This is a genomic window from Flavobacterium croceum DSM 17960, assembly GCF_002917885.1.
Lineage (GTDB): Bacteria > Bacteroidota > Bacteroidia > Flavobacteriales > Flavobacteriaceae > Flavobacterium > Flavobacterium croceum.
Genome location: NZ_PQNY01000009.1, coordinates 21495 through 34076, shown reverse-complemented (window position 1 = coordinate 34076; position 12582 = coordinate 21495). Strand labels below are relative to the sequence as shown.

Annotated in this window: 15 protein-coding genes and 1 other RNA gene; 7 read left to right on the top strand and 9 right to left on the bottom strand. The window is 32.0% G+C overall.

Annotation, left to right across the window (positions count from 1 at the left end):
* Positions 1 to 15 precede the first annotated feature (15 nt).
* Both Q361_RS07845 and dnaX read right to left on the bottom strand, forming a co-directional pair.
* Complete coding sequence (locus Q361_RS07845; protein ID WP_245874618.1) at positions 16 to 675, bottom strand: DNA polymerase III subunit gamma/tau; 660 nt, start codon at positions 673 to 675, stop codon at positions 16 to 18.
* Positions 630 to 1712: a DNA polymerase III subunit gamma/tau gene (gene dnaX / locus Q361_RS07840; protein WP_103726172.1), complete on the bottom strand. Its 1083-nt coding sequence runs from the start codon at positions 1710 to 1712 to the stop codon at positions 630 to 632. Before dnaX ends, Q361_RS07845 begins: the two co-directional genes overlap by 46 nt.
* Before the next feature lie 83 nt (positions 1713 to 1795).
* Here dnaX and rnpB point away from each other — a divergent pair.
* Positions 1796 to 2125: RNase P RNA component class A (gene rnpB / locus Q361_RS07835), an RNA gene on the top strand.
* Positions 2126 to 2131: 6 nt separating this feature from the next.
* Here the strand turns inward: rnpB and Q361_RS07830 are convergent.
* Together Q361_RS07830 and Q361_RS07825 are read right to left on the bottom strand one after the other, a co-directional pair.
* Positions 2132 to 2686: an RsmD family RNA methyltransferase gene (locus tag Q361_RS07830; protein WP_103726171.1), complete on the bottom strand. Its 555-nt coding sequence runs from the start codon at positions 2684 to 2686 to the stop codon at positions 2132 to 2134.
* Complete coding sequence (locus Q361_RS07825; RefSeq protein WP_103726170.1) at positions 2683 to 3486, bottom strand: DUF3822 family protein; 804 nt, start codon at positions 3484 to 3486, stop codon at positions 2683 to 2685. The genes Q361_RS07830 and Q361_RS07825 overlap by 4 nt, the downstream gene beginning before the upstream one ends.
* Positions 3487 to 3591: 105 nt before the next feature.
* Between Q361_RS07825 and ruvX the strand changes: the two genes are divergently transcribed.
* The 6 genes from ruvX to Q361_RS07795 all read left to right on the top strand — a co-directional run bounded on the left by ruvX (position 3592) and on the right by Q361_RS07795 (position 7992).
* Positions 3592 to 4005: a Holliday junction resolvase RuvX gene (gene ruvX / locus Q361_RS07820; RefSeq protein WP_103726169.1), complete on the top strand. Its 414-nt coding sequence runs from the start codon at positions 3592 to 3594 to the stop codon at positions 4003 to 4005.
* A gap of 9 nt (positions 4006 to 4014) precedes the next feature.
* Complete coding sequence (mqo, locus tag Q361_RS07815; RefSeq protein WP_103726168.1) at positions 4015 to 5496, top strand: malate dehydrogenase (quinone); 1482 nt, start codon at positions 4015 to 4017, stop codon at positions 5494 to 5496.
* A gap of 25 nt (positions 5497 to 5521) precedes the next feature.
* A complete protein-coding gene (gene def / locus Q361_RS07810; RefSeq protein ID WP_103726167.1) occupies positions 5522 to 6109 on the top strand; it encodes a peptide deformylase in 588 nt (195 codons plus the stop codon).
* Between the two features lie 92 nt (positions 6110 to 6201).
* Positions 6202 to 6675 carry a DUF5606 family protein gene (locus tag Q361_RS07805; protein WP_103726166.1) on the top strand — a complete coding sequence of 158 codons (474 nt, stop codon included), beginning with the start codon at positions 6202 to 6204 and terminating at the stop codon, positions 6673 to 6675.
* 56 nt (positions 6676 to 6731) lie between these two features.
* Positions 6732 to 7505, top strand: a complete 774-nt coding sequence (gene mazG, locus Q361_RS07800; protein WP_103726165.1) for a nucleoside triphosphate pyrophosphohydrolase — start codon at positions 6732 to 6734, stop codon at positions 7503 to 7505.
* Positions 7506 to 7509: 4 nt separating this feature from the next.
* A complete protein-coding gene (locus Q361_RS07795) occupies positions 7510 to 7992 on the top strand; it encodes a glutathione peroxidase (protein ID WP_103726269.1) in 483 nt (160 codons plus the stop codon).
* Here Q361_RS07795 and Q361_RS07790 read toward each other — a convergent pair.
* From Q361_RS07790 to Q361_RS07770, 5 genes are read right to left on the bottom strand one after another with little or no spacing between them, the layout of a single operon-like run.
* Positions 7973 to 9031, bottom strand: coding sequence for an o-succinylbenzoate synthase (locus Q361_RS07790; protein WP_103726164.1), 1059 nt, complete (start codon positions 9029 to 9031; stop codon positions 7973 to 7975). The genes Q361_RS07795 and Q361_RS07790 overlap by 20 nt on opposite strands.
* Positions 9032 to 9037: 6 nt before the next feature.
* On the bottom strand, positions 9038 to 10240 hold the full coding sequence (locus tag Q361_RS07785) for a tetratricopeptide repeat protein (RefSeq protein ID WP_146046992.1): 1203 nt from the start codon (positions 10238 to 10240) through the stop codon (positions 9038 to 9040).
* 13 nt (positions 10241 to 10253) lie between these two features.
* Positions 10254 to 10931: a metal-dependent hydrolase gene (locus tag Q361_RS07780; protein WP_103726162.1), complete on the bottom strand. Its 678-nt coding sequence runs from the start codon at positions 10929 to 10931 to the stop codon at positions 10254 to 10256.
* A 16-nt stretch (positions 10932 to 10947) separates the two neighbouring features.
* The gene (gene menA, locus Q361_RS07775; protein ID WP_103726161.1) at positions 10948 to 11934 is read right to left on the bottom strand and encodes a 1,4-dihydroxy-2-naphthoate octaprenyltransferase; all 987 of its coding nucleotides are present in this window, start codon (positions 11932 to 11934) and stop codon (positions 10948 to 10950) included.
* A gap of 28 nt (positions 11935 to 11962) precedes the next feature.
* The gene (locus Q361_RS07770) at positions 11963 to 12565 is read right to left on the bottom strand and encodes an outer membrane beta-barrel protein (RefSeq protein WP_103726160.1); all 603 of its coding nucleotides are present in this window, start codon (positions 12563 to 12565) and stop codon (positions 11963 to 11965) included.
* Between the last annotated feature and the right edge of the window lie 17 nt (positions 12566 to 12582).

Below are 12582 nucleotides of genomic sequence, written 5' to 3'. Positions count from 1 at the left end.
TAAATATCATTTTTTTTAGAAATCTAAATCAAACATTTTTTTCAGTAACTCCAAGTTAGGGTTTATTTCGTTCAATCTATTAAATTTATCCAAAGGCGTAAATGTTTTTTTAGCATCTAAAGTCTCATTTACAATGGTTTCTATTGTTATTTCGTGGTTGTGTAATTTACCTCTAAGGTAGCCTAAAAGCTCATGTTTTTCTTTGTCAAAATCGAGTTTACTACTGTCGTTTGGTAAAGTATGTAGTATTTTAAAACCCTCCAAAATTGGTTCTTCAATACGCATTAAAGACTCCATTATTTTATGCCCCTTATCCCCTAGTCTATCGGCATATTTAAACCATTGTTCTAGCATTTGGGTTTCTGTAAAATGTTCTGTAGGGAGATGAACGTCGTCTTTAACTAAACTTTTTTGTTTTTCAAGTAATTCTTTTTTTGCTTTTATACTTGATAATGATAAAGAAGAAATTTTTGGTTGATTTTCAAGAATGGAAACTTTTAACTCAGTTTTATTTTCTTGTTTTTCAATATTTTGAACAGGATTATTTGATGCTACAGTTTTGCTTGAAGTGTCATTATTTTTTTGTTCAGTAATAGAAAAAGAATTGTTTTTAAAATAGGTAGGCGAAATTATAAACTTAGCTTTTTTTTTTCTCCATCTAAACCGATAGAGCACAATTGCATAAGTGTTAATTCGACCAATAACCTTTGATTTTGAGAAACTTTGTATTTTAAATCACAATCATTAGCAATTTCAATAGCTTGAAGCAAAAATTCTTGAGATGTTTTTTGCGCTTGCTCTCCGTACATTTTTTGCGCTTGCTCTCCAGCCTCTAGCAGTGTTAATGTTGCAGGATTTTTACACACTAATAAATCTCTAAAATGACTTGCTAAGCCTGATATAAAATGATGCCCATCAAAACCTTTTGATAAAATAGTATTGTAAGTTACTAAAATATTCGGAATGTCATTTTCTAAAATATATTGAGTTACGGTTAAATACGTTTCGTAATCAAGAACATTAAGGTTTTCTGTAACAGCTTGGCGTGTTAGGTTTTTACCACAATACGACACTACTCTATCAAAAATAGATAAAGCATCTCGCATGGCTCCGTCTGCCTTTTGGGCTATGATATGCAAAGCATCATCTTCAAAAGTTATACCTTGACTTTTGGCTACTTCTGCCAAATGCTCTTTGGCATCTTTAACAGTAATTCTCTTAAAATCAAATATTTGACAACGCGAAAGTATCGTTGGAATTATTTTGTGTTTTTCGGTCGTTGCAAGTATAAATATTGCATGTTTTGGTGGCTCTTCGAGCGTTTTTAAAAAAGCATTGAAAGCAGCAGTAGATAGCATGTGTACCTCGTCTATGATATATACTTTATATTGACCTGTTTGTGGTGGTATACGCACTTGGTCTATTAAGTTTCTAATATCGTCTACAGAGTTGTTTGAAGCCGCATCGAGTTCAAAAACATTAAATGCAAAATCTTCATTTGGATCATCATAGCCAGGTTGATTGATTTTTCGGGCAAGTATACGAGCACAAGTGGTTTTACCCACGCCTCTAGGGCCTGTAAACAACAACGCTTGAGCGAGATGATTACTTTCTATGGCATTTAGTAATGTATTGGTAATAGCTTGTTGCCCTACAACATCTTTAAAGGTTTGTGGGCGGTATTTACGAGCCGATACTACAAATTGTTCCATAGCAAAAATTGAATAGCAAATATAGTTGTTAAATAATCAAATTCCAAACTTCGTAAAGTTTCAAACTTTTAAACTACCTTTGCCAAGCAGACCGCCTTATCGCTGGTTCTTTTAAGAATCAGAGGAAAGTCTGGACACCATAGAGCAGTATAGCGGGTAACACCCGTCGGTAAAGTTTTAGTATTAAAATTTTATTAGGACAAGTGCAACAGAAAGAATGTACAGTTCGGCTGTAGTGAAATCAGGTAAACTCTATGCGGTGAAATGCCATGTATATCAGCAGTTAAGGGTTGCTCGCTCGTTGCTGAGGGGTAGGCAGATAGAGCTATTTGGCAACAAATAGTCTAGATAAATGATAAGGGCTTTTTAGGTAATAAAAAGTACAGAATCCGGCTTATAGGTCTGCTTTTTTATAATTCTTATTCTAGATCATTGTTTTCTATTTCAAAAAAAGAAAATATTGACGCTCCATATTTTTTATCAAACGAAAAATGGGGTAAATGATCTATTGGTGTGTGTTTGGAATGTTCAACAATAAGCATACCTTCGGGTTGTAGTAACTGTTTTTCAAATATTTGAAGTACCAAAAACTCAAAATCTTTCTGCGGCATATCATACGGTGGATCGGCAAATATTAAATCGTAACAACCCGTATGTTTTTCTAAGAATTTAAAAACATCATTATGTATACTTGTGATGTCAAAATCGAACTCTTTTGTCGTTTTTTTTATAAAATTTACACAATTTGCATTTCCATCTACACAAACAATAGGGCTTGAACCTCTAGAAGCAAACTCATAACTTATATTTCCAGTGCCTGAAAAAAGGTCTAATACTGACAATTCATTAAAGTTAAAATAATTGTTTAAGATATTGAATAAAGATTCTTTACTCATGTCGGTTGTAGGACGTACAGGTAAGTTTTTCGGCGGATTTATTCTACGAGCTTTATATTTTCCTGAAATTATTCTCATGAATGTAACAATATATAATGTTCTCTGTGTTCTTCTTCTCCCAAAGCATAATTTAAAGTAGGCACTTCCATAAAAGTAACATTTCGCACATATTTATAAGTTATGGCATAGGTTGCATCGGTTTCTTTTATTTTTCCTAAAAATTCTAAATCAAATTCTTCAGGATTCAATTGCAATTGTTCGGCTGTAAATAAAATAAAATAGATAAAATCTTCGGGGGTTTTATACTCAAAAGTATTGTAAAGTATTACTTTTTGATTTTCAACAACAACAATATCCAAATGTTTTTCTTGTACATGAACAAACATTGTTTTATCAAATCTATTTTTTGAAAACTTTAGTAATCGATCTACCAATATTGTAGAAGCGTGCTTGTATTCAAAACTTCCATATTTATCGATAAAAAAATTATTGACATGAACATACGGAATGTATACATTATTCATGTCATACATAGGCATTTCATCAAACGTAAAAAAATCGGTTTCAAATACTTTCGTGTTGTATTGCAAATAGCTTCCCAAAAAATCTTCATCAAAAAGCGAAATAGGCACAAAAGTATTTAAGCTATTGTGATGTAATACAGTTACTTCGTCGTACTTAGAATGCAATTCTGGATTTTCATTAAAAACTTCTTCCAAAATATTTTCTAAGGGTTGATTGGGGTGTATAGGCTTTATTTTTAACTCTTTATAGAAGATCGGTTTGCTCGAAATGGTATCAAAACAGCAAAATGATAATCCTCGTAAGGAAACCAATAAACTAAGTCTTCTATAGGTTTTTTGAGTTATATTTTGCATTTTTTGTAGATACAATATGTGCAAACTTACAAAAATAAATAGCAACGGCACAATCAAATGTATGTTTCCATGCTATCTTAGCTATATTTGCAAATAAAAAACAAGATGTCAAGAATACTTGCGATAGATTATGGAGAAAAACGCACAGGAATTGCTGTAACAGATGATTTTCAGATTATTGCATCTGGGCTTACAACGGTTGCTACCGAAGATTTGTTTACTTTTTTAAACGATTATTTACAAAAAGAAAAAGTTGAAAAAATTTTGGTAGGTGAACCCAAACAAATGAACGGGCAACCTTCGCAAAGCGCTGATAAAATAGATAAATTTTGTGCTCAATTTGAATTGCAATTCCCTACTACTCCTATAATTAGGGTAGACGAACGGTTTACATCAAAGCTTGCTTTTAAAACCATGATTGATAGTGGTTTAAAAAAAAAACAACGTCAAAATAAAGCTTTAATTGATGAAATTTCGGCAACTATATTACTTCAAGACTATCTGGCTCGTAAACTATAATTCAAAATTATGACAAAGCAAACTACCGATATTGTACTTATTGGAGCAGGAATTATGAGTGCTACATTAGGAACTTTTTTAAAAAACCTAAATAAAGACTATAAAATAGCTGTTTTTGAAAAGATGGATGTTGCAGCAACCGAAAGTTCCGACGCTTGGAATAATGCAGGTACAGGGCATTCGGCCTTTTGTGAACTAAACTACACTCCCGAAAAGGTTGAGGGTTCTATTGATGTTTCTAAAGCATTTAAAATTGCCGAGCAATTTGAAGTTTCAAAACAGTTTTGGAGCTATTTGGTATCTAAAAATTTAATTTGTAACCCTCAACAATTTATAAACAAAGTTCCTCATTGTAGTTTTGTTTGGGGTGAGAATAATGTTTCTTTTCTAGAAAAAAGATATAAAGCACTTACAAAAAATGTATTGTTTGAAGGTATGGAATTTTCAAATAATACAAATGTGATAAATTCGTGGATGCCTTTGGTTATGCAAAATAGAGAACCACAAGAACCTGTAGCAGCTACAAAAATGGCTATAGGTACCGATGTGAATTTTGGTACGCTTACTCGAGAGATGTTTGGTTATTTGCAAAAACAAAAAGATGTTTCTATACATTTTAATCATAAAGTAACCAATTTAAAGAAGCTAGACAGTGGTTTGTGGGAAGTAACAGTATACGATGCTCTTGAAGATTCTGAAAAAATAGTACAAACCAACTTTGTATTTATAGGTGCTGGTGGAGCCTCAATACATTTATTAGAAAAAGCAAATATACCCGAAGGAGAAGGTTATGGCGGATTTCCTGTGAGTGGTCAATGGTTACGTTGCACCAACCAAGAGGTTATAGAAAAACATCATGCCAAAGTATACGGAAAAGCTACAGTGGGCTCCCCTCCCATGTCTGTACCTCATATAGATAGCCGTATTATTAATGGTAAAAAAGAGTTGCTATTTGGTCCTTACGCTGGTTTTACTACAAAATTTTTAAAACACGGCTCATACTTGGATTTACTAAAATCTATTAAAATTGATAATATAAGACCTATGTTATCAGCAGGTTGGCATAATATACCTCTTACAAAATACTTAATAGATCAGGTAATACAAACCCCCGAAGAACGTTTTGAGAGTTTGCTTGAGTATGTTCCGTCGGCTCAATTTAACGATTGGGTTTTAGAAGAAGCAGGACAAAGAGTACAAGTTATTAAAGAAGATAAAAACGGTGTAGGCGTATTAGAATTTGGCACAGAAGTAATTAACACAGCCGATGGTTCTTTGGCTGTATTACTTGGAGCATCTCCAGGTGCCTCTACAGCAGTTTCTATTATGCTTGAAGTTTTACAAAAATGTTTTCCTTCACAAATAAATTCGGTAGCATGGCAACAAAAACTTCTAGAAATGATACCTAGTTATGCATCATCTCTACAAAACGATAAAGAGTTGGTTCAAAAAATAAGAAAATACACATCGCAAACACTCAAATTAGTTTAGTATCTTTGCCAAAATTTTTTACAATATGATTTTACCCATTGTTGGTTACGGAGATCCCGTGTTACGAAAAGTAGGCGAAAATATATCTGAAGATTATACAAATCTAAAGGAATTAATACAAAACATGTATGAAACGATGTACAATGCCTATGGCGTAGGTCTTGCTGCACCTCAAATAGGTCTTGCAATACGTTTGTTTGTAGTTGATACTGATCCTTTTAGCGATAGCGACGACATTTCTAAAGAAGAAGCAGAAACATTAAAAGGTTTTAAAAAAGTATTTATAAATGCTAAAATACTTAAAGAAGAAGGTACTATGTGGTCTTTTAATGAAGGCTGTTTAAGCATTCCTGATGTTCGTGAAGATGTGAGCAGAAACGAGAAAATTACAATAGAGTATTACGATGAAAATTTTAAGAAACATACCGAAGAGTATGATGGCTTAAGAGCTCGTGTAATTCAACACGAATACGACCATATAGAAGGCATATTATTTATAGATAAAATTTCTTCTTTACGTAAAACGTTAATTAAGAAAAAATTAAACAACATTATGGAAGGTAAATGCTCTCCTGATTACCGAATGAAATACTACAACAAAAAAGGAAGGTAATTATTTCATTTTTTTAAAGAAAAATACCCATTAAAATTTCGTTTTTTTGTATTTAAAAAAATATATTTGCGACCCATTAAAAATAAATAATAATGAATATTGATAAAATATTAGCTATTTCGGGAAAACCCGGTTTATATGAACTAAAATTACAAACGCGTACTGGCTTTGTAGCAGAATCTTTAACAGACGGTAAAAAAATTACGGTGGGTATGAGAAGCAATGTAAGTTTACTTTCAGAAATTTCGATGTATACTTACACAGAAGAAAAACCATTGGTTGAAATTTTTAGAGCTATTGCAGTAAAAGAAAACGAAGGCCCTGCCCTATCTACCAAAGAAGACAACGCAAAGTTGGCTGCTTATTTTAAAGAAGTAGTTCCCGATTATGACGAAGATAGAGTGTATGCATCTGATATAAAAAAAGCACTAAATTGGTATAATATTTTACAATCTAAAGGTTTAGTTTCAAAAGAAGAGCCCAAAGTAGAAAATGCCGAGAGCATAAAAGAACAAGTGGTTGAAGAAGTAAAAGAAAAAAAGAAAAAAACAACCAAAAAAGAATAATTATATTTGAATCCTGTTTTTAAAGCAGGATTTTTTTATTTCAAAAATACACTACTATGCACAGCCGCCAACAACAACTAGAAGCATTTTCAAGATTACTTGATATTATGAACGATTTACGAGAAAAATGTCCGTGGGATAAAAAACAAACACTCGAAAGTTTAAGGCATTTAACCATTGAAGAAACATACGAACTCGGCGACGCTATACTAGACAATAATTTAGAAGAAATAAAAAAAGAACTCGGCGATTTACTTTTACATATTGTGTTTTATGCTAAAATAGGAAGTGAAACCCAAAGCTTTGATATTGCTGATGTGGCTAACGGAATTTGTGATAAACTTATTACAAGGCATCCGCATATTTATGGAGATGTTATTGTTGCCAATGAGGAAGAAGTAAAACAAAATTGGGAAAAAATAAAGCTTAAAGAAGGTAAAAAATCAGTTTTGGAAGGCGTTCCGAAAAGTTTACCAGCATTGGTAAAAGCAAGCCGCATTCAAGATAAAGTTAAAGGTGTTGGTTTTGATTGGGAAGAACCACAACAAGTTTGGGAAAAAGTTCAAGAAGAATTACAAGAATTACAAGAAGAAGTAAAAACAAGCAATATTGATAAAATAGAAGCCGAATTTGGAGATGTGTTATTTTCGCTAATTAACTATGCGCGTTTTTTGAAAATAAATCCAGAAGATGCTCTGGAACGCACCAACAAAAAATTTATAAAACGCTTTCAATATTTGGAAACAAAAGCTGTAGAATCAGGTAAATCGTTAGCCGAAATGACACTCGCCGAAATGGATGTATTTTGGGAAGAAGCAAAAAAACTTTAATAATATGAGTGAATTTTACAAACTATCTGCAAAAACAATACAAGGAGAAACGATTACTTTTGACCGATATAAAAACAAAGTTGTTTTAATTGTTAATACAGCCAGCAAATGTGGTTTTACACCGCAATATGAAGGCTTAGAATTGTTGTATAAAAAATATCAGAATCAAGGTTTAGAAATATTGGGTTTTCCATGTAATCAATTTGGAAATCAAGAACCCAATACAAATCAAGCAATTAAAAGCGGTTGCTTACTAAATTATGGTGTTACATTTCAAATGTTTGAAAAAATTGAGGTTAATGGCACAAACACACACAATGTATACCGCTATTTAAAGTCTAAATTATCAGGTTTTTGGGGAAGTAAGATAAAATGGAATTTTACAAAATTTTTAATTGACAAAAACGGCACACCAATTAAACGTTACGCATCTTACACAAAACCCAAAAATATTGAAAAAGATATTATTAGGTTATTGAATCAATAAAATTGCTAAAATCTTGCCAATCATTTTGAGTATACCACAATTTTCCATTGTGTACTTCAAGAGGCGAATTTATATTGTTTGTATACAATGCACCTGTACCTAAGCCTTGAGGCATTTTGTTATTTTGCAAATAAGTAAATTGTGCAATAGCATTAAGCCCAATATTAGATTCTAATGCAGAGGTTATCCACCAACCTATTTTGTATTGCTCTGCCAAAGTAATCCATTGTGAGGTACCTGCAAACCCTCCTACTAAACTTGGTTTTAAAATAATGTATTGTGGGTTAATTGTTTGTAGTAAATTTTCTTTTTGTTCCTTGGTAAACACACCTATCAGTTCTTCGTCTAGTGCAATAGGCAATGGAGATACGCTGCATAGTTTTTGCATTGCTATTGCGTTTCCTGCTTTTATAGGTTGTTCTATGCTATGTAATTGATATTGTGAAAGTATAGTGAGTTTATCTAAAGCTTCAGTTGTGGTAAAAGCCCCGTTGGCATCAACTCTAATTTCAATAATATCAGAACTAAATTTATTTCGTATAAATTCTACAAGTGCTAATTCTTTTTCAAAATGTATAGCGCCTATTTTAAGTTTAATGCAACTAAAACCTTGTTCTAACTTTTCTTCAATTTGATCTTGCATAAAGCTTTTATCTCCCATCCAAACCAAGCCATTTATATTGATCGAATCGGTGTTTTTTGTAAAATTTGAAGGAAATAATTCGAACGTATTTGTAGATTCTAATGACAAAAAAGCGGTTTCAACACCAAACTGAATAGACGGAAAATCCTGCAAATTATTCAGTAAATAATCTTTTCCTAGTGCGATATCTTGGCAAACCCATTTTAGTTTTTCTTCATAATCGGGTCTATCATCTACACTTAATCCTCTTAAAATGGCACACTCGCCTATTCCTTTTTTACCGCCTTGCTCTAGTACTAAAAACCAAGTTTCTTTTTCGGTAAGTATGCCTCTAGATGTACCCGATGCTTTTTTGAAATGCAATATGTATTTAAAATATCTTGCTTTACAATTCATACTATTCTAAAAAATGTTACATATTTTTTTAAAATTGTCTGAGGGTAAACCACATTTTTCAAAAAGTTGTAAATCTTTTTGAGTTTGTATTGCCCAAGTAGTATCTACAAACGAAAAGGTTTTGAATGCTTTATGGATTTCTTTAGCCTCGTTAATTTTATTAGTAAACATATAAAAATGCGCCAAAGCCAATTGAATTTCTACTTCTTTAGAATCTTGTACAGGTTCGAGAAGCGTTGCTACTTTGTCGAACTTTTTTTGTATGATAAAATATTTAGCAAGTGTATAATAGTCTATAGCTTTATTCCTTTTTTTAGTAAAAATATCATTTTGAATAAGTGCTATAGCTTCGTCAATTTTTCCTTTATTAAACAAGGCATTAGCCTTACTACGAATTATAGTGTAGTATTTATCGACCTCGCCGGTGGTTTGCAAACTACTATCAAATACGTTTTGCAGAATAACTTTTTTTTCTACATCAAGTAGTTTTGAATATTCGGCATAAGTATACTGTTTTGTAATGCTTTGCAAAGATTGGTACACAAACTCTTCTTTTTTTTGTAGAGAATTGTAAAAATCTACTTTTTTCAAAACTTCTATCAACTCATTTTTACGTGTATTTGTCCAACCCGAACTGAGTTTATTGTCTACCCAAGGCACTACTTCAAGTAAAACTTTTTCACTCATCACCCAATTATTGCTTTCAAATGCAAAATAGAGTTGCGAAACAGAATCGATTTTGCAATTCGATTGAGAAGAAAGTAGTTTAGCATCTTTATTTACAGGCTTGTCTTGTGTATAGCAGGCATTGGTAAAATTACCTGTTTTTACAAAATTTTTAGCATCTGTTTCAGTGGTAAAAACCCCAAATTTACAAGTGTCGTCACCTGCAATGGTCGATACTAAAAAAACCGCACCAGCCGAACCTTGACTTATACCACTTGGATCGGGAATGGCTTTGAGCAATGAGACTAAACTTGACGATATTTTTTGATTATCGTCGAGTAGAGTGATTCTAAAAACAACTTCGGTAGTTCCTTCTGGAAATGGAGCTGTTTTAATGTATTTTTTTTCTCCAGCACGTAAAGAAATAGTTTCGTTGGTAATGCGAACATTGTCCCAATAGCCTAATTTATTTTGAGCAAAAAACAGTGTGTTAATGAGCAATAGAGCTATTAAACTTATTTTTTTCATAGTAAGATGTATCATTATTTGTGGGAGATTAGATAAAAATACTATCTCCAATTTCTAAAAGCATAAGGTCTTTTTCTGCATCAAAAAATTTCTTTTTGGCATTGCTTTTATCAATTTCAATATATCCGAAAGTATCATAATGGTAGCCTAAAATTTTTTCACATTGCAAAAAATCTGAAGCAATAATAGCATCGTCTACATCCATAGTAAAATTACTTCCAATAGGCAAAACGGCTAAATCGAGCTGTGTGCGTAACGGAATAAGTTTCATGTCTTGATGCAAAGCCGTATCGCCAGCAATGTAAATATTTTTGTGTTCTCCTTCTATAACAAATCCACCAGGTTGTCCGCCATAAGTGCCGTCTGGAAAAGAACTTGTATGAATAGCGTTTACGTATTTTAATTTTCCAAAATCAAAATTCCAACTACCTCCATGATTCATAGGATGGTATGCAAACCCTTTGTTACCAAAATGTACGGCAATTTCATAATTTGAAACAATTACTGCATTTGTTCTTTTTGCAATGGCTTCTACATCGAGTATATGATCTTGATGCGCATGAGTAATCAAAATATAGTCTGCCTTAATGCTATTGATGTCTATATGAGATGCTTTAGGATTTGCAGAAATAAATGGGTCTATCAATATTGATTTGCCAGATAGTTCAATACCTATACAAGCATGGCCGTAAAATGTAATTTTCATCTTTTAAAATTTAATATTAACTGAAAAGATTTTGAACTTTATCTAGGGTTAATTCTAACAAATAGAGTCCGTAATCTGAAAAAAGATAAATCATTTGCAAAGAGATTGTAAGCGAAATTAAAAAAGTGGCAATGGCTACTTTTTTCAATTCGGGGTCAAATAGTTTTGAATTGGTATTATTTTTTACCACTTTTAAGTGTTTGAACAACAAAACATAAAATATTAAAAAGAAATAATTGTCTATATTAAACTGTTCTGGGTCTGCATCAAAATACCAATCAAATAACACTGCAAATACAAACAAGAGCACCATAGCAGAAATAATGAGAAAGAAATGATATTTTCTTGCCCATTCAATGCCATTTTGAACCACTAGTGTGTTTTTGCCCGATTTTTTATCTGATGCAACATCTCGCATATTGTTTAAATTTAATACGCCAACACTTAAAAAACCAATAGCCGTTGCAGGCAAGAACAATACGGGTTCGATTTCTTTTAAAATCATAAATGAAATACCAATGGTACTTACAAATCCGAAGAAAATAAATACAAAAACATCTCCGTAACCTCTATATCCATAAGGGTTTTTACCAATAGTATATCGTATTGCCGATGCTATGGCAAGTATGCCTAGAACAAAAAACAATATAGAATACCACAAATATTTACCTTTGAACGATACATAAATAAGCGACATAGCCGATACTAGGGTAAGAAATCCTGTTATAAACATCGCAAATTTCATCGACTCGGGTGTAATAGCTCCAGATTGAATAGCTCTTTTTGGCCCTACTCTATCGTCATTGTCGGTTCCTTTTACGCCATCGCCGTAGTCATTTGCAAAATTGGATAGTATTTGCAAACCAATAGTAGTTGATAATGCAAGTAGCAAAACTTTCCAATTTTTTTCTGGCCCCGACATAGCAAAAAAACTACCTACCAATATTCCAGACACAGATAAAGGTAATGTTCTCACTCGTGCCGCTTCAATCCATCTTCTCATATTATTATGTTTTAGTTTTTTGTTTATACTAAAAATGGTACCCCAATCCTAAATTAAGAGTGTGAAAATTTATATTATCCCCAAATGGAATATATCTGTAATTTACTTGAGTAAATAAATCTTTTTTAATAAACATTTTTACTTCTGGTGAAATTGATATTGAGCTATAATCAAACTCTAAATTTCTAACAGAAGAATAGTTTATTAAAGGATCACTTGGATCGTATAAAGTAGGAATCCATTGATTAACTTTCATGCTTTTATGTAGTTTTGCATATCCAATTGCTAATCCCAATTGCATTTTTTTTGGTAATACAAAATAACTTATTTTACCATATGGATTCCATAAAAAAGAGTTTTCAGTATCTAACTTTGTTAATGATTTTTCTTTGGCTCTTCCCAAATAAAAATCACCACAAAAGCCTGCGTAAAAATTTAAAGCTTCATTTTTAGAAGGTATTTCGTAGTTTATATCTATTCCTAAAAAAGAATTAAAGTCATCACTCAAAACGTTGCTATTTCTTATAATGCCCGAATAATGCAAAGATGTAGAGAGTCCAATTTTATTTTGAGAATAAAGGGTACACAAACACGAAAAATAGAGTGCTAAAAATAAATTGATTTTCACCATTGTATAAAAATTAATAA